At 70.3% G+C, this 20,265-nt stretch carries 21 protein-coding genes and 2 pseudogenes; 15 read left to right on the top strand and 8 right to left on the bottom strand.

All coding sequences use genetic code 11. The features are described 5' to 3' along the window. Positions 1-160: 160 nt before the first annotated feature. Positions 161-382, bottom strand: a complete 222-nt coding sequence (locus M878_RS58380; RefSeq protein WP_023545772.1) for a hypothetical protein — start codon at positions 380-382, stop codon at positions 161-163. Continuing rightward, positions 382-1,071, bottom strand: coding sequence for a cysteine hydrolase family protein (locus tag M878_RS58375; protein ID WP_023545771.1), 690 nt, complete (start codon positions 1,069-1,071; stop codon positions 382-384). The genes M878_RS58380 and M878_RS58375 overlap by 1 nt, the downstream gene beginning before the upstream one ends. Before the next feature lie 55 nt (positions 1,072-1,126). On the opposite strand from M878_RS58375, the gene M878_RS58370 reads away from it, so the two are divergent. Together M878_RS58370 and M878_RS000000101360 are read left to right on the top strand one after the other, a co-directional pair. After that, positions 1,127-1,639 carry a PadR family transcriptional regulator gene (locus tag M878_RS58370; RefSeq protein ID WP_023545770.1) on the top strand — a complete coding sequence of 171 codons (513 nt, stop codon included), beginning with the start codon at positions 1,127-1,129 and terminating at the stop codon, positions 1,637-1,639. 18 nt (positions 1,640-1,657) lie between these two features. Next, positions 1,658-1,858: pseudogene (locus M878_RS000000101360) on the top strand (hypothetical protein); the annotation flags it as partial. Positions 1,859-2,061: 203 nt separating this feature from the next. Here M878_RS000000101360 and M878_RS47355 read toward each other — a convergent pair. After that, on the bottom strand, positions 2,062-2,376 hold the full coding sequence (locus M878_RS47355) for a hypothetical protein (RefSeq protein ID WP_023545769.1): 315 nt from the start codon (positions 2,374-2,376) through the stop codon (positions 2,062-2,064). 335 nt (positions 2,377-2,711) lie between these two features. Between M878_RS47355 and M878_RS58365 the strand changes: the two genes are divergently transcribed. The 13 genes and pseudogenes from M878_RS58365 (at position 2,712) to M878_RS58310 (ending at position 15,254) form a co-directional block, all read left to right on the top strand. After that, positions 2,712-3,872 (top strand): PP2C family protein-serine/threonine phosphatase, encoded by a 1,161-nt coding sequence (locus M878_RS58365; protein WP_023545768.1) that lies wholly within the window; start codon positions 2,712-2,714, stop codon positions 3,870-3,872. A gap of 75 nt (positions 3,873-3,947) precedes the next feature. Then, positions 3,948-4,241: a hypothetical protein gene (locus M878_RS58360; RefSeq protein WP_023545767.1), complete on the top strand. Its 294-nt coding sequence runs from the start codon at positions 3,948-3,950 to the stop codon at positions 4,239-4,241. A 741-nt stretch (positions 4,242-4,982) separates the two neighbouring features. Next, entirely contained in the window at positions 4,983-6,239 is a 1,257-nt protein-coding gene (locus M878_RS58355; protein ID WP_031224543.1) for an SLC13 family permease, read from the top strand. Positions 6,240-6,243: 4 nt separating this feature from the next. Continuing rightward, a pseudogene (locus M878_RS99680) lies at positions 6,244-6,724 on the top strand (universal stress protein). Positions 6,725-6,947: 223 nt separating this feature from the next. Beyond that, positions 6,948-7,196, top strand: coding sequence for a YkoF family thiamine-binding protein (locus M878_RS58350; RefSeq protein WP_031224542.1), 249 nt, complete (start codon positions 6,948-6,950; stop codon positions 7,194-7,196). Next, complete coding sequence (locus tag M878_RS58345) at positions 7,193-7,561, top strand: helix-turn-helix domain-containing protein (protein WP_023545763.1); 369 nt, start codon at positions 7,193-7,195, stop codon at positions 7,559-7,561. Before M878_RS58350 ends, M878_RS58345 begins: the two co-directional genes overlap by 4 nt. Before the next feature lie 127 nt (positions 7,562-7,688). Beyond that, entirely contained in the window at positions 7,689-8,201 is a 513-nt protein-coding gene (uraD, locus tag M878_RS58340) for a 2-oxo-4-hydroxy-4-carboxy-5-ureidoimidazoline decarboxylase (protein ID WP_023545762.1), read from the top strand. Between the two features lie 4 nt (positions 8,202-8,205). After that, positions 8,206-8,610: a hydroxyisourate hydrolase gene (gene uraH, locus M878_RS58335; RefSeq protein WP_023545761.1), complete on the top strand. Its 405-nt coding sequence runs from the start codon at positions 8,206-8,208 to the stop codon at positions 8,608-8,610. 8 nt (positions 8,611-8,618) lie between these two features. Beyond that, the gene (gene pucL / locus M878_RS58330; RefSeq protein WP_023545760.1) at positions 8,619-9,542 is read left to right on the top strand and encodes a factor-independent urate hydroxylase; all 924 of its coding nucleotides are present in this window, start codon (positions 8,619-8,621) and stop codon (positions 9,540-9,542) included. Positions 9,543-9,606: 64 nt separating this feature from the next. Continuing rightward, the gene (locus M878_RS58325; RefSeq protein WP_031224541.1) at positions 9,607-11,019 is read left to right on the top strand and encodes a nucleobase:cation symporter-2 family protein; all 1,413 of its coding nucleotides are present in this window, start codon (positions 9,607-9,609) and stop codon (positions 11,017-11,019) included. A 70-nt stretch (positions 11,020-11,089) separates the two neighbouring features. Continuing rightward, positions 11,090-12,475, top strand: a complete 1,386-nt coding sequence (locus tag M878_RS58320) for an 8-oxoguanine deaminase (protein WP_023545758.1) — start codon at positions 11,090-11,092, stop codon at positions 12,473-12,475. A 721-nt stretch (positions 12,476-13,196) separates the two neighbouring features. Continuing rightward, the gene (locus tag M878_RS58315; RefSeq protein ID WP_031224540.1) at positions 13,197-14,564 is read left to right on the top strand and encodes a nucleobase:cation symporter-2 family protein; all 1,368 of its coding nucleotides are present in this window, start codon (positions 13,197-13,199) and stop codon (positions 14,562-14,564) included. Positions 14,565-14,627: 63 nt separating this feature from the next. Beyond that, entirely contained in the window at positions 14,628-15,254 is a 627-nt protein-coding gene (locus tag M878_RS58310; RefSeq protein ID WP_037730085.1) for a TMEM175 family protein, read from the top strand. A gap of 203 nt (positions 15,255-15,457) precedes the next feature. On the opposite strand, the gene M878_RS58305 is transcribed toward M878_RS58310, so the two are convergent. The 5 genes from M878_RS58305 to M878_RS58285 all read right to left on the bottom strand — a co-directional run bounded on the left by M878_RS58305 (position 15,458) and on the right by M878_RS58285 (position 20,231). Then, a complete protein-coding gene (locus M878_RS58305; protein ID WP_031224539.1) occupies positions 15,458-15,880 on the bottom strand; it encodes an acyl-CoA thioesterase in 423 nt (140 codons plus the stop codon). 51 nt (positions 15,881-15,931) lie between these two features. Further along, positions 15,932-16,555 (bottom strand): hypothetical protein, encoded by a 624-nt coding sequence (locus tag M878_RS58300; protein WP_023545753.1) that lies wholly within the window; start codon positions 16,553-16,555, stop codon positions 15,932-15,934. A 121-nt stretch (positions 16,556-16,676) separates the two neighbouring features. Then, on the bottom strand, positions 16,677-17,276 hold the full coding sequence (locus M878_RS58295) for a histidine phosphatase family protein (RefSeq protein ID WP_023545752.1): 600 nt from the start codon (positions 17,274-17,276) through the stop codon (positions 16,677-16,679). 35 nt (positions 17,277-17,311) lie between these two features. Further along, positions 17,312-18,472 carry a serine hydrolase domain-containing protein gene (locus M878_RS58290; protein WP_023545751.1) on the bottom strand — a complete coding sequence of 387 codons (1,161 nt, stop codon included), beginning with the start codon at positions 18,470-18,472 and terminating at the stop codon, positions 17,312-17,314. A 178-nt stretch (positions 18,473-18,650) separates the two neighbouring features. After that, positions 18,651-20,231 (bottom strand): trypsin-like serine peptidase, encoded by a 1,581-nt coding sequence (locus M878_RS58285; RefSeq protein WP_023545750.1) that lies wholly within the window; start codon positions 20,229-20,231, stop codon positions 18,651-18,653. Between the last annotated feature and the right edge of the window lie 34 nt (positions 20,232-20,265).

Below are 20,265 nucleotides of genomic sequence, written 5' to 3'. Positions count from 1 at the left end.
CCGTCCCCTCCCTGCATGGATCCGTCGTCCGCTCTACGTGGCCGGACGGCAGGTCCGTCGCACGGAGTGGAGGAGTGGAGGAGTGGAGGAGTGGGGTAGTGGGGGACGGCTGGAGGACGCGGAGGGTGCCGCGCGTTGGGTTGAGCCCGTGCGACGGAAGTCAGGTAGGTGTGTGCAAGCCTTCTGTGACGGCGGTGAAGCCGTAGTCGATCATTCGGAGCTCGTACTGTGCGACAACGGCCGGGAGCTCGGCCTCGTCGCGCTGGACGGCGGTGAGGGAGCGGGAGAGCAGCGTGCCGTCGCGGACTGCCGTGTCGGCGCCCCCTTTGAGGGCGCGGATGTGGGAGCCGTCGACCCCCGTTCGTCGCGGCTTACCGGCCATCAGGCAACGTTCGCCCGTTCCTCGTCTTCTGATGCCGGGGCGGCAGCGGTCAGTCGGTTGGTGATCTCTTCGGCGGTCAGAACGAGCGCGAAGCCCTTGCGCAGGACGGCGAGTTCGGGCTCTTGCCGGGACTCGTCGTCGGTGGCCGTGACGTCGGATCCGAAGACGACCTTGTAGCCGCGTTCGTATGCCTGCCGGGCCGTGGTGCCACAGCAGTAGTTGGTGAGCGTTCCCGTGACGATGACCGTGTCGCGGCCGAGATTGCGCAGCATCGTATCGAGCGGGGTGTCGTAGAACGCCCCGTAGGAGGGCTTGCGGATCACGGCCTCGTCGGGGTGGTGGCCCATCCGGGCCCATACCTCGGCGGGGCCCGGCCGACGCCAGTCGGTGTCGGCGTGCGGGAGGAACCGCAAGGCGTGCGGCCGGTCCAGTCCGAGGTGCGTGTCGTCGAAGATGGTCCAGAGCACAGGGACGGAGGCGGCCCGGCATTGTTCGACCAGTTGGTGCAGCCGGGGCGCCATCCGGGTTGCCGCAGGCACCCAGTAGGGACTCCAGCCGGGCCGGACGAATTCGTCTTGCATGTCGATGACGAGCAGCGCCGCCTTTTCGGGCCGTACGTCGAACGATGCCCGGCCGCGCTCGTAGGCGTTGCGCGCCCGCGTGGTCACCCATTCCTCGGTGTACGTCATCGCTGCCTCCTACATCGATGCGAGGTACCTCGTTTCGATGTGCGAGAGTAGCAGCATGCTCGAACTCGCGATCCTGGGATTCCTGGCCGAGGGGCCGCTCCACGGCTATCAACTGCGGCACCGGATAGCGCACTTGTCCGGCCATGCCCGGCCCGTCAGCGACGGCAGCCTCTACCCGGCGATCAACCGGCTGGTCAGCGCCGGGCTGCTCGACCGGCGGACCGAACCGGGCGCCTCGGCCGCTCAGCGGCACACCCTGAGCCTGACCGATGCCGGCCACTGCGAGCTGCTGCGCCGACTACGGGAGGCCAACGGCCTGGACATCAGCGACAGCACCCGGTACTTCACGGTCTTGTCCTTCCTCTCCCACCTGCCCGAGACCGCGGACCAGCACGCGGTACTGCGTCGGCGGCTGGAATTCCTGGAACAGCCCGCGAGCTTCTTCCACGACGGTGACCGTCCACTGGGCGCCGACGACATCGACGACCCCTACCGGCGCGGCATGCTCATCATCGCCCGAGCCACCAGCCGCACGGAAAGGTCCTGGATCCGAGAGGTGTTGGCCTGACACCGCACCGGCAGGCACCTGGCCCGTTCTGAACCTGGACGCCTCCTCTTCCCAGGAGACTGTGCGGGTGGCAGAGCAGTACGGGTCCGCGAGATCGACAGTGATGAGGGACAGCGCCCGCTGCGAATCATCCGCAGGGGCACCGGGCCGGTGGTGACCTGGCGGCGGGCCCGGATGGTGCTGCTGTCCGCGCGGGGCATGCGCGTAGCGAAGATCGCACCAACGCGCGGGCGTGACGGCGGGGTTCGACCCGCGTATGACGGCCCGCCACCGATTGCATCAACGTCTCGAACGTCTCGCGCCGGCGACCCGCTACGCGGTCTTCCGCCGCCAACGCTTGATTGCCGTCGGCCGATGACGGGCAACTGGCCTCGACGCGACGCTCTCCATGGCACCGGTGTGTCTGCACATCGGCGGGTGGGTCAGAAGATCGGCGTCTGCGCCTGGATCTCGGTGAGACCTTCTTCCAAGGTCAGGGACGGCAGCACATGAACGCTGTTCCACTGGGAGAGACGAGACTCCATGAGGAAGCGGTCGACATTCTCGGCCTTGTCCGACTGCACGACCGCGACAACCGTGTGCTCGCGGTTGACGAAGGGACCGGCCACGATGTCGACGCCTGCCTTCTGGGCGAGGTTCGGCAGATCGGGAGCGGTCTTCAGCATCAGGTCGCGCGTTGCCGCGTTGGCGGTCGGACAGGTGTCCGGCGTGTGGGTCGCGAGCAGGACGAAATGCATCTCGGGCTCCCTTCAACTCAAGGACCCTTGATCTCAGGCTAGGCGGCCCGGAATGCTTCCGCGACCGGCGATCCCGGCTCCGGCTGCGGACGAAGCGAGTCCCGCCCGGACCGCGGTGCAGCTTTGGGCCATCCCAACGCTCCGCCGGGCGTCGGGACGACACCGAGCTGCTGAAGGGAGCCGAGGAGATCGTTGTCCGACCGCTTCCCGGCAAGCCTGCCGTTCTCGATGCGGTGGATCACCGCCCACCGGCGGTGTTTCCCTGGCCACCCATCGCTGGAGGTCACAGCGGTCCCTGTTCGTCACGTGTCCTCGGCGGTGGCACTGTGGAAGATGTGAACGCCGGGCACGGCTGGGCTGGTGTGCGGCAGCCACGGCAGTCGAGCCACGCGCTGTTGCTGATCCCGATCGTGCTCATCCTGGTGATCACCGTGGTGGACCAACTGGTCCCGGGGGACATCCATCTCGGCCCGCTCCTGGTCATCGCACCCGCGATCACCGCCTCGTTCGCCGGTCCCAGGCTGACCGGGCTGATCGGCTTCCTGGCCGTGGCGGCACAGGCGTACATCGGCTGGCACTTCGGCGTACTGTTCTCGCGCAACGTGCTGGTCCAGATCCTCGCCCTCGCGGTGCTGTCGGCCCTGATCGTGTTCTTCGGCCTGGTACGCGAGCGACACCAGCGCCAGCTGGCCCAGGTGAGGTCGGTCGCAGAAGCCGCGCAGCACAGCCTGCTGTGGCCGCTGCCCGAGCGGATGGGCCCCTTGCGGATCGCCTGCCTGTACCTGGCCGCCGAGGACGAGGCACAGATCGGCGGTGACCTGTACGCGGCCACCCGCGTCACCGGCGGCGTACGCATCATGATCGGAGATGTGCGGGGCAAGGGCCTGTCCGCCATCGGCGAATCCGCCCTCCTGCTCGGTGCCTTCCGCGAGGCCGCCCACCGGCACGCCACCCTCCCCGATCTGGCCGCCACCCTCGAACAGAGCGTGACCCGCTACCTGGCCGACTTCGAGCCGCCCGCCGAGGCCGGTGAACGCTTCGCCACCACCCTGCTCCTGGAACTCCCCGACGACGACCACATCACCCGGATGATCAGCTGCGGACACCCCCCGCCCCTGCTGCTCAGCCCCGGTAACGCGCTGACCGTCCCCAGCCTGCACCCCGCGCCGCCCCTGGGCATCGCGGAGACGGGACCGGATGCATACACCATCGACGTGGTTTCCTTCGAGCCCGGCGACACCCTCCTGCTCTACACGGACGGCGTCATCGAAGCCCGCGACGCCCAGGGCCGCTTCTACCCCTTCGAGGCACGGGCCGCCCAGTGGAACAAGGCCGGCCCCGAATCACTGCTCCACCACATCCAGCGCGATCTGCTCGCCCATACCCGTGGGCGCCTCAACGACGACGCGGCTCTCGTCGCGCTCCACCGCGAGCCCGACAGCCACCGCCGCCACGGGCGTGTCATCCACTCAAGCGGGTTCGGCCACGCCTCCTGAACCAGAAGTGAGAGCAGGGCGGGCGCCGGGCAGCCGGCCACCTGGCAACCGCAGGGAAGGTGACGGGAGCGGCTCATGAGTACCGAGACGGACTGGGTGTACCGGGTGGAGGAGCCGCACGGCTCCGAGGGCTGGCGCCCCTACGGCGACCATCCCGAGCGTTGGCGGGGGACCGTCACCACCGACGACCCGGAGGAGGACGCCGAGTACGTCGCCGCCCTCGTAGTCACCGACCTGGTGACCGAGTGGGACCGCCATGGCGCCGTCCAGCAACACGTGCGCGTGATCGTCTGGGAGGACGAGGAAGGCGCCGGCCCCGCCGACGCGGCCTTCACCGTCGAGATCCGACCGGGCGTCGACGGAGAGTGACGCCCGCGGCTGGATGCGCGTGCACGCAGGTGGCCGCCGCACTCACCGATGCATGCCTCGACGGCTTCTGGCGCTGTCGCTTCTCGCTCGCGATATCGGCCCGGCTCGCAGCTCGCACCGGCAACGATGGCCACCGACAACCGGAAACTGGTCGAGGGGGCGTACAAAGCTTTCGGTGCCGGCGACATCACCTGGCATGTTCCGATTCTTCGGGCGGGTGATGGAGCTGTCCGGGGGCTCGTTCCGCATCCGGATCGACGACGTGCTCACGGACGAATCGCGGGTCGTGGTTCTGTGCACGGTCAGTGCGGAGCGTCTGGGTCGGCGAAAAAATTTACCCAAGAGTGTATTGACTTGAGGTGAATTCTGTGCAGGCTGATTGCTAGGCCACAGCACCGGAACAGTCATAAAGCTGGTGAGGACGTCTAGTCGGCGGAGTGACTCGGACAGGATGTGGTTTAGGCCCCCGGCAAGCCGGCGCGATACCGAAGCGGCAGTGACGACTGAAGCTTAAGGACACGTGCAGCACTACCGGGGACTGTTTTTGTCTGGAGGTCTTCGCGATCCTGGCTGTGACGGATATCTAGCCGTATCTGGCCGCGTCGATGGATACGCTAAGTGTCCGCTTTCAGCTGGAACCACCACGTGCGCCGGATGGCCAAGACATGCAGTGGGTCGTACCTGCAAGGCTTTCTGCTTCGATGAGTGGCGCCCGTCGCCACCGCCTGCAAGGAGCAGACCCTGAACACGTCTATCGCGGAGGCATTGTCGGTCGGCCTGCTGGTGGTGGTGCTGGCCTGCGCGGTGGTGCGGCCGTGGGGCTGGCCGGAGGCAGTGGTCGCGGTCCCGGCGGCAGGGTTGGTGATCGCCACGGGCGCGATCTCGCTGGACCACGCGGCGGCCGAGGCCGCCCGGCTCGGCCCGGTGATCGGCTTTCTCGCGGCCGTGCTCGTGCTCGCCCAGCTGTGCGATGACGAGGGCCTGTTCCACGCCTGCGGGGCCTGGATGGCCCGAACCGCCGTGGGGCACCCGCGTCGGCTGCTGGTGCAGGTGTTCGCGGTCGCGTCGGTGATCACGGCGGTGCTCAGCCTGGACGCCACCGTGGTCCTGCTCACCCCGGTGGTGTTCGCCACCGCCGCCCGACTCGGCGCCCGTCCCAAACCGCACGTCTACGCCTGCACCCACCTCTCCAACACCGCCTCGCTGCTGCTGCCGGTCTCCAACCTCACCAACCTGCTCGCCTTCGCGGCCAGCGGACTGACCTTCACCCGCTTCGCTGCACTGATGGCGCTGCCGTGGTTGGCCGGCATCGCCGTCGAGTACGCGGTCCTGCGGCGGTTCTTCGCCACCGACCTGGACGCGGGCGCTCAGGCTCCACCCGTCGGGGCGGCGCCGGAGATGCCGCTGTTCGCCCTGGTCACCGTCGCCTGCACGCTGGCCGGGTTCGTCCTCACCTCCGCGCTCGGCATCAACCCGGCTTGGGCGGCGCTGGCCGGCGCCCTGGTGCTCGCCGCCCGCGCCCTGGCCCGGCGCCGCACCACCCCGGCCACGATCGCCCGCTCCGCCGCGGTGCCGTTCCTGGCCTTCGTGCTGGCGCTCGGCGTCGTGGTCCGCGCGGTGGTCGACAACGGCCTCGCCTCCGCCCTCGCGCACCTCGTCCCGCACGGCACTGCGCTGCCCGCCCTGCTCGGTATCGCCGCTCTTGCCGCCCTCCTGGCGAACGTGATCAACAACCTGCCCGCCACCCTCGTCCTGCTACCGCTCGCCGCTCCGGCCGGGGCCGGCGCAGTTCTGGCGGTGCTGCTCGGGGTGAACATCGGCCCCAACCTCACTTACGCCGGCTCCCTGGCCACCCTGCTGTGGCGGCGCATCGTCCGTGAACACGACACCGACGTGGACCTGGGCGAGTTCACCCGGCTGGGGTTGCTCGTCGTGCCCGCCGCACTGGCGCTGTCCGTGGTGGCACTGTGGGGAGCACTGCAGATCGTCGGAGGATGAAGCCGTGGCCGTCGTCGTCTGGATCACCGAGGGCACCTGACCCGCCTGCGTCGACGCCGCCCGCACGCATGTCACGGAGGCCGCCGAGATCGTCCTGCTCCACGTCAGCGGCCACGAGGTCCCAGGCGTCGCACACGGCGCGTTCGCCGGACTGCTCGGACGCGGCCACGGAGAGCGCGACCCCGGCACCCGACTGGAGGACCTGGCTGCCACATCAGCCCGGCAGCTCCTCATGGCCGCCGAAGCTCGCCTCGGACGCACCTGCACCTGCCTGGAGCGGACCGGTCGTGTCGAGCGGGAGGTCGTCGCTGCGGCCGAAGGAGCCGACCTGCTCGTCCTCGCCCGCGACGGCGACCGCACACCTTGGGCCCCACAACCTCAGCCCTGCCAACCGCTTCGTCGTCGACCACGCTCCCTGCGAGTGGTCACTCAGAGTCAAGGTGAGAGCGGGCGGGACCCGTAACCGGCCGTACCCGGGGGTGTGACATTCGACGTCAGTTCCTGGGTCACGGGCAGGGCGGAGGCATGCTCTGGTCGGCTAGGGTCCCCTCGTGACGGGCGAACCGGCTCGTCGCCGTGAAATTGATCGGCCTGCGGTGCATCGTGGCTGTGGAGCAGTCGGTCGATGTGTCCCCGTTGTGCCCTGATGTGCCCTCGCGAAGGGAGATCGGGGTAAAGGTGCAGGTCAGATGGATGTTTTGGGGCGCAATGCGATTGAGAGTGGAGTTCACGACCGAGCCTTTCGACCTGGACGAGGCGCCCGCGCACGCGATGGCGGCCCGCGAGGTGATCGAGGCGGCGGAGCTGGACGCGGTGGACGTCGGCCCGTTCGGCAACACGGCGGAGGGCGGCGCCGACGCGGTGCTGAGCGCCGTGGACGCGCTGCTGCGCAAGTCCCTGGAAGCCGGTGCCACCCGGATCTCGCTGCAGGTCAACGTGATCGGAGCGGGCGAATGACCGGCACCGGCGACGAGCCCTTCATCACGGCTGTGAAACCGCTGGTCGATGCCATGGGCGGGGAGATGATCCCGACCGACGAGGCCGGCCCCGAGGACGTCGTCCTCGCCTGGGAGGGCGTCGACGTCGTCGCCGTACGCCTGCCTCAGCTCGCCGACTCCCTGGACCACATCCTGGCCGCCATGGAGCGCAGGGAGGGCCGCCCGCTGGCCGACCTGGACCGCAAAGCGAAACAGGAGGTCGTGCGGATACTGGAGGCCCGCGGCGCCTTCGCCGTACGGCACGGCGTGGAAACCGTGGCCGGCGCGCTCGGGGTGAGCCGCTTCACCGTCTACAACTACCTCAACCGAGAGAAGGGTGCCTGAGCCGGCGCCACGGGATCCGTGGCGTTGCCGCCGAATTTTCAACAAAGTGTTGACGTGGTGTTTCGGAGGGCGTTAGCTGTTCGCAGCCCGTTCAGCACGAAGGCCGAATCCGGCCACGGAGGCTCCCGTGACTTCGACTTCCACGCCCCCGGGTCTGGCCCGGTTCAACGACCTGGAGGAACGCGCGGCACTCGCCGCCCTCCACGAGGCGTGTGCCTCCACCGCGTGGGCCCGGCGGCTGCTCGCCGCCCGCCCCTACGCCGGCGCCGACGAGCTCTACGCGACCAGTGACGCCGCCATGGCCGAGCTGACCACGGCGGACCTGGAGGAGGCCATGGCGGGACACCCGCCGATCGGCCGCCCCAAGCCCGGCGACCCCACCTCCGCCCGCGAGCAGCGCGGCATGGCCGGCGCCTCGGAGGCGCTCAAGGCAGAGATGCTCGAACTCAACCTGGCCTACCAGGACAAGTTCGGCCATGTGTTCCTGATCTGCGCCACCGGCCGGACCGGTGAGCAGATGCGCGACGCCGTCAAGGAGCGGATCGGGAACGCGCCGGAGCAGGAGCGGGAGATCGTCCGCACCGAGCTGGGCAAGATCAACCGCATCCGACTGGCCCGACTCGTCGAAGAGGAGGCCTGACACCATGAGCACCAGCACCACCGCCTCCGTGTCCACCCACATCCTGGACACCTCGATCGGCCGCCCCGCCGAGGGCGTCGCCATCCAGCTCGCGGCCCGCAGCGGCCCGGATGCGGACTGGAAGACGCTCGGCGGCTCCGCGACCGACGCCGACGGCCGGTGCAAGGACCTGCCGGCACTGCCGGAGGGGACCACACACGTACGGCTCGACTTCGCGGTCGAGGCGTATTTCTTGCAGTTCGAGAACAAGCAAGCCGATGCGCAGCAGGACGCCCCCGCGAATCGGGACAGCGGACGCGCCGTGTTCTTCCCGGAGGTGGCGATCACGTTCGCCGTCGTACCGGGCGAGCACTACCACGTACCGCTGCTGCTCAACCCGTTCGGCTACTCCGTTTACCGAGGGAGCTAGCAGACACCATGCCCACGATTCTTGGACAGAACCAGTACGGCAAAGCCGAGAACCGAGTCGTCAAGATCACGCGGGACGGCGCCACCCACCACATCAAGGACCTCAATGTCTCCGTCGCCCTGAGCGGCGACATGGACGAGGTCCACTACTCCGGCTCCAATGCCAACGTCCTGCCGACCGACACCACCAAGAACACGGTGTTCGCGTTCGCCAAGGAGTACGGCATCGAGTCCGCCGAGCAGTTCGGCATCCACCTCGCCCGCCACTTCGTCACCTCGCAGGAGCCGATCCACCGCGCCCGGATCCGGATCGAGGAGTACGCCTGGGAGCGGATCGAGACCTCCGACGCCAACTCCAAGTTCATCGGCGCCGACGAGGTCAAGCACTCCTTCGTCCGCAAGGGCCAGGAGATCCGCGTCACCCAGGTCACCTACGACGGTGAGAAGTGGGAGGTCGTCTCCGGTCTGAAGGACCTCATCGTGATGAACTCGACGAACTCTGAATTCTGGGGTTACGTCAAGGACAAGTACACGACCCTGCAGGAGGCGTACGACCGCATCCTGGCGACCCAGGTCTCCGCCCGCTGGCGGTTCAACTGGACCGACGACGAGCAGAAGATGCCCAACTGGGAGAAGTCCTACGAGCAGGTCAAGAAGCACATGCTCCAGGCCTTCGCCGAGACGTACTCCCTCTCCCTGCAGCAGACGCTGTACCAGATGGGTTCGCGCATCATCAACAACCGCAGCGAGATCGACGAGGTCCGCTTCTCGCTGCCGAACAAGCACCACTTCCTGGTCGACCTGGAGCCCTTCGGGCTCAAGAACGACAACGAGGTCTACTACGCCGCCGACCGGCCCTACGGCCTGATCGAGGCGACCATCCTCCGGGACGGCTGTGAGCCGAAGATCCCGGTCGACATGACCAACCTCTGACGCGGGACGCGTGTCCCCGGTCCTGCCGCCCGGGCCGGGGATACGCCACACCGGAGGGAACCCCATGGCACAGCCTGCACAGGGACCGGCCGAAGCCCCCTGTTCCACCCCGCCGGTGCACACCGAGGACGCCGTCACGTCCGTGCACCCGGTGGACGAGAAGCTTCCTGTCGCGCGGCTCGTCCCCGCCGCGCTCCAGCACATCGCCGCGATGTACGCGGGCGTCGTCACTCCTCCGCTCATCATCGGCCAGGCCTGCGGACTCGACCTGGCCGCCCGCACCCGGCTGATCGCCGCGAGCCTGCTGATCGCGGGTGTCGCGACCGTCCTGCAGACCATCGGCGTCAGGGGCCTCGTCGGCAACCGGCTGCCCTTCGTCAACGCCGCCTCCTCCGCCGGCATCGCCCCGATCCTCGCGATCGCCGAGACCAACAGCAAGGGGCACCAACTCCCGGCCATCTACGGCGCGGTGATGGTCGCCGGCGTCTTCTGCCTCGCCGTCGGACCCTTCTTCGGGCGGCTGCTGCGCTTCTTCCCGCCGCTCGTCACCGGCGTCGTCATCACCTTGATCGGCGTCACCCTGCTGCCGGTCCCGGTCAGCTGGGCACAGGGCGGTGACAAGACCGCCCCCGACTTCGGCGCCATGCGGAACCTCGCGCTCGCCGGCTTCACACTCGCCGTCATCCTGCTGATCCAGCGCTTCGGCCGCGGCTTCGTCAAGCAGGTCGCCCTGCTCTTCGGGCTGCTCATCGGCACCCTGACCGCCATCCCGTTCGGCATGGCCGACTTCGGCACCCTGAAGTCCGCGCCCGTCGCCGCGCTGCCGGCGCCGTTCGGCTTCGGCGCGCCCGTGTTCCAGCCCGCGGCCGTCCTGTCGCTGTGCATCGTGATGCTGGTGCTGATGACCGAGTCGAGCGCCGGCATGCTCGCCCTCGGCGAGATCTGCGGGCGCCGCACCGACGCGCAGACCCTCACCCGGGGCCTGCGCACCGACGGCATCGCCACCCTGCTCGGGCCCGTCTTCGGCGGCTTCCCCACCTCCGCCTTCGCCCAGAACGTCGGCGTGGTGTCGTTGACCCGGGTGCGCAGCCGCTATGTCGTCGCGGTCGCCGGTGGCGCCCTGCTCGTCCTCGGCGCGTTCCCGGTCCTCGGCGCGGTCGTCTCCCTGGTCCCCCTGCCGGTCCTCGGCGGCGCGGGCATCGTGCTCTTCGGCTCCATCGCCGTCAGCGGTATCCGTACACTGTCGGAAGCCGGGCTCGACGACAGCTCCAACATCGTCCTGGTCGCCGTGGCACTCGGCGCCGGCATCATCCCGCTGGCCGCACCGACCTTCTATGCCGGCTTCCCGGCCTGGGCGCAGACCGTGCTCGGCTCGGGCATCAGCGCGGGCGCGCTCGTCGCGGTCCTGCTCAATCTGTTCTTCCACCATCTCGGCACCCGGAGCGGCAGCCCCGCCCCGGCACTCAAATCCTCCTAGGGTCCTGCCGTGCCCTCCCCGTGGACACCCCTTCGGTCCACGGCCCGCCACTGAAAGACAAGGAAGCACGATGGCACCATCGGCAGACCAGCGCATCGTCATCGAGAACTGCGCCATCGCGACCGTGGACGCGGGCGACACCGAGTACGCCTCCGGGTACCTGGTCCTCGCCGGCAACCGCATCGAGTCGCTCGGCGCGGGCCAGGCCCCCGCGAACCTCGGGAACGTGGTGCGCCGGATCGACGCGAGCGGCCATCTGGCCACGCCCGGTCTGGTCAACACCCACCACCACTTCTACCAGTGGATCACCCGGGGCCTGGCCACCGACCACAACCTGTTCAACTGGCTCGTCGCGCTCTACCCCACCTGGGCGCGCATCGACGAGCAGATGACCTATGCGGCCGCGCAGGGCTCCCTCGCCATGATGGCCCGCGGTGGTGTCACCACCGCCATGGACCACCACTACGTCTACCCGCACGGCTCAGGCGACCTGTCCGGGTCGATCATCCGGGCCGCCGCCGAGATGGGCGTCCGCTTCACGCTGGCCCGCGGCTCGATGGACCGCAGCGAGAAGGACGGCGGCCTGCCGCCGGACTTCGCCGTCGAGACCCTGGAGGGCGCGCTCGCCGGAACCGAGGAGACGGTCAAGCGGCACCACGACGCCTCCTTCGACGCCATGACCCAGGTGGCCGTCGCCCCCTGCTCCCCCTTCTCCGTGTCCACCGAACTCCTCAAGCAGGGCGCCGAGTTGGCGCGCCGGCTGGGCGTACGGCTGCACACCCACGGTTCGGAGACCGTGGAGGAGGAGAAGTTCTGCCACGAGCTGTTCGGCATGGGCCCGACGGACTACTTCGAGTCCACCGGCTGGCTCGGTGAGGACGTGTGGATGGCGCACTGCGTCCACATGAACGACTCCGACATCGCCGCCTTCGCCCGCACCAAGACCGGTGTCGCCCACTGTCCCTCGTCCAACGCCCGCCTCGCCGCCGGCATCGCCCGCGTCCCCGACATGCTGAAGGCGGGCGTCCCGGTCGGCCTCGGCGTCGACGGCACCGCGTCCAACGAGTCCGGCGAACTCCACACCGAACTGCGCAACGCCCTGCTGATCAACCGCCTCGGCGCCCACCGCGAGGCCGCGCTCAATGCCCGTCAGGCGCTGCGGCTCGGCACCCACGGCGGCGCGCAGGTGCTCGGCCGGGCCGACCAGATCGGCTCGCTGGAGGCCGGCAAGCTGGCCGACGTGGTGCTGTGGAAGATGGACACTCTCGCCCACGCCTCCATCGCCGACCCGGTGACCGCGCTGGTCTTCGGTGCGGCGGCCCCGGTCAGCGCCTCCTTCGTCAACGGCCGGCAGATCGTGGAGAACGGCCGCCTGCTCCACGTCGACGAGGACGCCATCGCCCGCTCCACCCGAGAAGAGGCCCAGCGCCTCGCCCGGATCACCGCCCAGGCCTGATCCCCACCGACTCCGGAGGCCGGCCGCTCCCACGGCCGGCCCACCGGACGCCTACGGCGAAGCCGCCCCGAGCGGCCCCGCCGAAGGACGCGACGGCCGCCCCGCACGGGTGGTCCGTCGACAACTCGACAAACGCGGCGGTCGCCCCGCACATGTGGCCCGCCGGCAATCTTGGCGGTCGCCCTCTACGGGGGGCTCGCCGGAAAACGTGGCGGTCGCCCGGTACGGGTGGCTCGCCGCAGGTCTCGGCAGGCCGGAACATGCGGCCGGCTTGCCGGAGGACTTGGCAGTTCGCCTCGTACGGGCGGGTTGCCGGAAAACGTGGCGGTCGCCCGGTACGGGTGGCTCGCCGCAGGTCTCGGCAGGCCGGAACATGCGGCCGGCTTGCCGGAGGACTTGGCAGTTCGCCTTGTACGGGCGGGTTGCCGGAGGACTTGGCAGTTCGCCTCGTACAGGCGGCCTGCCGGAAGACGCGGCGGTCGCCCCCTGTGGGCGGCTCGCCGGACACGCTCCGGTCGGGAGGGACGGCTCCCGGCCGGGGTTCGTGGACCCGAGCGGGGTTCACGACAGCCGTCTCCGGGGCGCGTGTGGACGCACGCGCCCCGGAACGGTCACCGCTCGACCGCTCAGCGCCACCCCGTCCCGGTCCCGCACGATCACTCGCACCACCTCCATGAAACCCGCGTTGACGACGACGTGTTACCCGACCGGAGGAGCCGCCGTGGCCGCCCATCCAGTAGACGAGAAACTCCCCGCCCTCAAAATGGCGACCAGCGGACTGCAGCACGTGGCTGCCATGTACGCGGGAGTCGTCGCCCCACCCCTGATCGTCGGCGCGGCCGTAGGCCTGTCCGCCACCGACCTCACCTTCCTCACCGGAGCCTGTCTGTTCACCGCCGGGCTCGCCACCTTCCTGCAGACCCTCGGCATCTGGAAGATCGGCGCCCGCCTCCCCTTCGTCAACGGCGTCACCTTCGCCGGTGTCGCCCCCATGACAGCGATCGTCGCCTCCGCCAAGGACAAGTCCGACGCCCTGCCGATGATCTTCGGCGCGGTCATCGTCGCCGGTCTGCTCGGCTTCGTCGCCGCCCCCTTCTTCAGCAAGGCCATCCGCTTCTTCCCGCCCGTCGTCACCGGCTCGGTCATCACCCTGATCGGCGTCTCCCTGCTGCCCGTCGCCTTCGGCTGGGCCCAGGGCCCGAACCCCGCCGCGCACGACTACGGCTCGACGACCAACCTCACCCTCGCCGGCATCACCCTCCTGATCGTCCTGCTGCTGCGCCGCTTCACCCGTGGCTTCGTCAAGCAGATCGCGGTCCTGCTCGGCCTGATCCTCGGCACGCTCATCGCGATACCCTTCGGCGCCGCGGACTTCAGCCCCGTCGCCCATGCCGACGTCGTCGGCTTCCCGACGCCGTTCCACTTCGGCGCCCCGACCTTCCACATCGCGGCGATCCTGTCGATGTGCGTGGTCATGGTCGTCTCCATGACCGAGTCCACAGCCGACATGCTGGCGCTCGGCGAGATCGTCGAACGCCCCTCGGACGAGAAGACCATCGCGGCCGGCCTGCGCGCCGACACCCTCGGCTCCGCGCTCAGCCCGCTGTTCAACGGCTTCATGTGCAGCGCCTTCGCGCAGAACATCGGCCTGGTCGCCATGACCCGGATCCGCAGCCGCTTCGTCGTCGCCGTGGGCGGCGGCTTCCTGGTCCTGATGGGCCTGTGTCCGATGGCCGCCTCGCTCATCGCGGTCGTCCCCCGCCCGGTCCTCGGCGGTGCCGGCGTCGTCCTGTTCGGCTCGGTCGCCGCGAGCGGCATCCAGACCCTGGTCAGGGCCGGACTGGAGAAGGACAACAATGTCCTGATCGTCGCCGTCTCCCTCGCGGTCGGCCTCATCCCGATCACCGCGCCGGGCTTCTACCACGCCTTCCCCGAGACCGCGAAGATCGTCCTGGACTCCGGCATCTCCACCGGCTGTGTCGCCGCCGTCCTGCTGAACCTCGTCTTCAACCACTTCGGCAAGGGCGACGAAGCCGAGGACGTCACGCACCCGATGGAGGCGGGCCAGGAACTCACACCGGCCCACTGAACACCCGCCCGGGGCACGGCAAGTGCCGTGCCCCGCAGCGTGGTATCGGGCAGTCTTGACCGCATGCCCATGAACGAGTCCGGCCGGGTCGAGGCCTTCAGCGACGGCGTGTTCGCCATCGCCATCACCCTGCTCATCCTGGACATCAAGGTGCCCAGGACCGGTGACCACGGCGGCCTGTGGGCGGCGATCGGCGCGCAGTGGCCGTCGTACGCCGCTTATGTGGTGAGCTTCCTGGTCATCGGGATCATGTGGGTGAACCACCACCAGGTGTTCAGTTACGTCGCCCGGGTCGACCGCACGCTGATGTTCGTGAACCTGCTGGTGCTGATGGTCGTGGCCGCCGTGCCCTGGCCGACCGCGATGCTCGCCGAGTACCTGCGCGAGGGCACCGCCTCGCATGCGGCGGCCGCGGTCTACAGCCTGGTCATGGTCGCCATGGCCCTCGCCTTCCAGGCACTGTGGTGGCATCTCACCCGCACCGGCCACCTCTTCGACGCCCGCGTGGACACCACGGCGGCCCGCGCCACCCGCCGCCGCTTCGCGCTCGGCTCCCTCGGCTACCCCCTGACGGTGGGCCTCGCCTTCGTCTCCGCCCCCCTGACCCTCGCCGCGCACGGCCTCCTCGCCCTGTACTACGGCTTCAACCAGGTGCCTGTGCCGCTGCGCCGCGACCAGGCCACACCGTGAGAGGGCTCGCTCAGAAGCGCGACACCGACTGGCAGGGCGTCCGGGCGGGCAGCCGGCCGGTGAAGTACGAGCGCGGCGGGACACCCATCAGGACGCGGCATCCGGACGACATGTGCGACTGGTCGAAGTAGCCGGTGACGGCGGCGAGTTGGGACCAAGGGGCGTGCCCGGCCCGGGTGAGGTCGAGCAGACAGCCTCCGGAGTCACAGGCCGAACAAGGCGAGGTCCGTGGCCAGTTGCTTGAACACCTCCCGCGGGTCGGTGAGCAGCTTGCGCTCCTTGAGGTCCAGCAGGCCCACGACCGCGCTGATCCGGGCCGCCACCGTACCGTCGGCCTTGCGTATCTCCTGCAGGATCCGGAATGTCTTGCCGCCACCCCACTCGAACGCACAGGTCACATCGACTTCGTCGCCGGCGAGCAGTTCGCGCTCGTAGCGGATGGTCGTCTCCAGCGCCACCGGACCCACACCCCGGGCCACGAGCCGCGCCTGGCCTATGCCCGCCGCCTGGAGCAGCGACCAGCGGGCGTGCTCCGCGTAGTTGAGGTACACGGACTGGTTGAGGTGTCCCTGGGTGTCGGTCTCGTAGCCACGGACGCTGACGCGCACGGAAAACGGCTCACTCACGGGTTCCCCTTCTCTGTACGGCACACTGACCCTCCGATCCTGGCACGCCGATCACACCCGGCGTGGTGAGGCGAGCAGATAGCGCACCCTCGTCCGCGGCTCGGTGTACTCGCCGGCCTGCCAGCCCGCGCGCTCCAGGGTGGCCGCGCAGGCCGCCAGGCTCTCCGCGTCCGGCGCGTACACGGCGACCGCCTCCGGCTGCGGGGTCGCGCGCACCCGGTAGCCGTCCGCACCCCCGTCCGCCGGCCGGTGCCCGGCCGCCTCCAGGGCGAGCGCGGCGGCCCGGACCAGATGCGCCCGTTCCCAGCCGCACGGCCGGTCCACGGCGCCGTCGGGGCTGGTCATCCGGCGCAGCTCCAGCAGCCCCTGCCAGGCGCCGCACACCTCACGCAGCCGCGCCGCGGCGTCCCCGGGCGGATCCTCCGCGCCGCCGACCCGCGCCGCGAACACGCCCGCGTCCGGCACGGGTTCCCGCGTCACCGGCTCGGGTACGGCCTCCCGTATGCGATGGCCCGCCGGGGTGAGGAAGTGCTCGTGCGGCGGGCGCGGGTGGCGGAAGGCCAGCCCGCGCTTCACCAGCGCAGCCAGCTGCGCCTCCGTACCGCGCAGCCGCCCGGTCACCGGATCGGCGCCCTCGATCACACGCCGCTGCGCGGCGCTCGGCGGTCGAGTCACAGCGCACTCCTTCCGCAGCCGTCCCCTGACCCGGGCCGTCCACGGAAGGGCGGCCTCTTCGCAGAGTACGGTCCGGGTCTGACAACGCCCGGGGACGCCGTACCCGGCCGGGCCCCGCCCCTTACGCCGGCGGCCGGATGTTCCACCCCGCCACCACCGGCCGCCCGTGCTCCGTGCCCAGCCGGCACAGGGTTCCCGTCGCCAGCTGGAACAGGGCCCCGTGCCGGGGCGGCAGGCCGAGGCGGCGGGCGGTGAGGACGCGCAGGAAGTGGCCGTGGGCGATCAGGACGACGACGCCCTCGGTGTCGTCGAGGGCTGCGTCTGCCTTGGCCAGCACGCGATCGGCGCGCTCGCCGACCTGCTCCGGGGTCTCGCCCGGATGTTCCGGCGGCCCCGGCGCGACCCCGTCCGTGAACAGGAACCAGCCGGGCCGGGTCCGCTGGATCTCCACGGTGGTCACGCCCTCGTACCCGCCGTAGTCCCATTCGCGCAGGTCGCCGTCGACCCGGGCGTCGTGGATCCCGATCAGCTCGGCGGTCTCCCGGGCCCGCCGCAGGGGGCTGACGAACGCGGCACCGATGCGGTGCGAGCAGAGCAGCGGCACCAGCCGGCGCGCCTCCTCCCGCCCGTGCTCGGTGAGGGGCACGTCGGTCCAGCCGGTGTGCCGTCCGGACCGCGACCACTCGGTCTCACCGTGCCGGACGAGAAAGAGGTCACCCATGTCAGCGCCCTTCCCGCTCGTCTGTCAGCACGGTGTCACAGGGCGGCGGCCGCCCGCAGGACGGACTGCGCCAGACGGCCGTTCTCCCAGGCGGCGCCCACCCCCGACGGGAAGTTGAACCGGCGCCGGGTGTAGGCGTACGCGATGCCGTTCGCCGGGTCGGCGAAGCCCAGCGAGCCGGTCGCCCCGCTGTGCCCGAAGGTGCCGGGGTCGAGGAACGGGAAGAGCGCGGGGGTGTGCTCGAATCCGCGCGCGAAGTGGTCGTCGCTGCCGGTGACCAGGTCCGGCCCGCCCGGGGTGCGCAGCGCGGCGAACCGGGCCGCGGTCGCGGGCGTGAGCAGCGGCGGCCTGCCGTCCACGGTGCTGATGGCGGCCGCGAACATCCCGGCGACGCCCCGCGCGTTGCCCACCCCGCCCGAGGACGCCGGTCCGAGCGCCTTCACCCGGGGGTGGTTGCCGAACGCCACCAGATCGAGCGGCTCCGGCGCGTGCGCGTTGAAGGCGATGCCGCGGATGCTGTCCGGGGCCGCCGCCCGCTCCTTCAGCAGCGCGGCCTCCTCCGGGGTCGGCACCAGCGGCTGTACGTCCACCCAGCGCGACTCGGCCGCCGCGGGCAGGCCCAGGTAGTAGTCGAGGCCGTACGGCGCCCGGATCCGCTCCTCGTACAGCTCCTGGATCGAGCGGCCGGTCACCCGGCGCACCACCTCGCCGGTGAGGGCGCCGATGACGAAGGCGTGATAGCCCCAGGCGCTGCCGGGCTCCCACAGCGGCCTGCGCTCCGCCAGCCGGGCCGCGGTGATCCGGTCGTCGGCCAATTCCTCGACGGTAAAGGGTTGTTCGGCGTCGCCGACGAGACCGGCCCGGTGCTCCAGGAGTTCGCCCAGGGTCAGCCGGTCCTTGCCGTGGGTGCCGAACTCGGGCCAGTACGCGGCCACTTCACGGTCCAGGTCGAGCACCCCTTCCTGCACCAGCAGCGCGACGACGAGGTGCGCGGCCCCCTTGGCGATGGAGTACAGGGTCGTCAGCGAGTCCCCGTCGATGCCGTCGCCGCCCCACAGATCCACCACGCGCCGCCCGCGCCGGTACACCACGAGCTGGGCGCCCGGATCGTCCCGCTCCTCGGCGAGCACCGCCGCGAACTCCTCGCGTACGCCCTCGAATTCCTCCGCCACCGTTCCGTGCACGTCGATCGTCATGCGTCGTTCCCCCTGTCCGGTGATAGCTGACGGAGATCGTCAACGGGCGGCGGGCCGCCGGGCATTCCCACCTGCCGGTGCCTTCGGCCGGTGTGCGTGCGAGGTACGCCGGGACGGGAGCCGTGCGGTGCCCGGACCCCCGCGTCGTTCTGCCATACGCACCAGCCGCCCGCGTCGGTCAGGTGCCCGGCGGTACCAGCGTGTTCTCGGTGCCGAGGGCCTTGGCGCCGGTCTCGGCGTACAGTGAGGTCTCGCCGTCGGACCAGCGCACGACCAGATCGTTGCCGGTGTGGTCGGAGGTGAGGTCGCCGGAGGTCATGACCTGCGCGTGCTGCCATGTGCCGTTCGGGCCGAGCAGCCGGGACCGGGTACCGAGTCCGGCGGACGAGACGCCGGTGTAGCTGTCGAGCGAGCCGTCGGACCAGCGCACGAGCAGGTCCGCGCCGGCCGTGCCCTTGAGGGCGCCGCCGGTCAGCAGCGCGGCCTTGGTCCAGGTGCTGTTCGCCGCGAGGATGCGCTTGCCGGTGCCGAAGGAGCCGGAGCGGATCCCCGTGTACAGCATCAGGCTGCCGTCGGACCGGCGCACCAGCAGATCGGTCGCGCCCTTGGCACCGTGGAACTGCCCGGCGGTGAGCTGCACGGCGTTCTTCCAGTCGGAGTTGGGCTTGGCCATCTGTACTTCCCTGCCCACGCCGGAGGCGCCGAAGTCCGGGTACAGGGTGACCTCGCCGTCGGACCAGCGCACCAGCAGGCCCGGCCGGCCGCCGCCGAAGGTCCCGCCGGTGATGCTCCGGGCGTGCGTCCAGGTGGAGTTGGCCGCCAGCAGCCGCTGTTCGGACCCGAACCCGCCCTGACCGTCCCCCGGGTACAGGGTGACCCCGCCGTCGGGCCAGACGACGAGCAGATCGCCGAGGTGGTCGCCGGTATAGTCGGCGGAGGCCATCAGCGCGGCCTTCTGCCAGCGGGCCGCGCCACCGGGCAACTGCAGGCCCTGGTACGGCGGCAGACCGGAGTCCGGGTCCTGGCCCGCCACCGCGTCCGCGAGGAGGTTCGCGGCGTCGGCGCCGAACGCCGGGGCGTAGCTGACGTAGTCCACGTTCGCGTCGTTGCCGCCGCCGTTGTAGCCGCCCAGGTTGCCGATGACGTGCCCGCTGCGGCCGTCGTCCTGGTAGTCGGTGATCCACGGGCTGCCGGACGTGCCGCCGTAGTAGCCGCCGCAGGTCATGGACATCTGCCGGTAGCCGGGAAGCTGCGTCGTCGGCACGGTGCACTTGACGGCCTGTCCCGTGCTGTTGTGCTGGTACGAGGGGTAACCGACGACGGTGACGTTCTTCTGTGTGTAGCCGCCTGGCCGGGTGAAGGTCAGTCCGCCGCCCACGGCGTCCTGGAGGGACCGGCCGTTCTGGTTGGGCGAGACCCGGGCGAAGGCCGTGTCCAGGTCGGACGAGGGGCCCTTGGTGGTCGACGAGCCCTTGTCGGGCGTGTACCGGGGGTCTCGGTAGATGTGCTGGATGTGGAAGATGCCGTACGGCTGCTGGTCGGGGCCGGCACCCTGCGCGAACTGCGGGACGAAGATGTAGTCGCCCTTCATGCTCAGCGCACAGTGGGCCGCCGTGAGGACGACGTTCCGTACGGAGGTGTCGATGACGCTGCCCGTGCAGTGCCAGGTGGTGCCGCCAGGCCCGTCGGACCCGAAGAACGTCCCCACGAGCCGGGTCCCCTTGAACAGGGTGCCCTGCGGCCGGCCCGCCGCCGCCACCCCTGGCCCGGTCCCGCCCGGTGCCGTCCGGCCC

The sequence above is a fragment of the Streptomyces roseochromogenus subsp. oscitans DS 12.976 genome (assembly GCF_000497445.1).
Taxonomy (GTDB): domain Bacteria; phylum Actinomycetota; class Actinomycetes; order Streptomycetales; family Streptomycetaceae; genus Streptomyces; species Streptomyces oscitans.
This window is presented reverse-complemented; position numbering and strand designations above follow the sequence as displayed.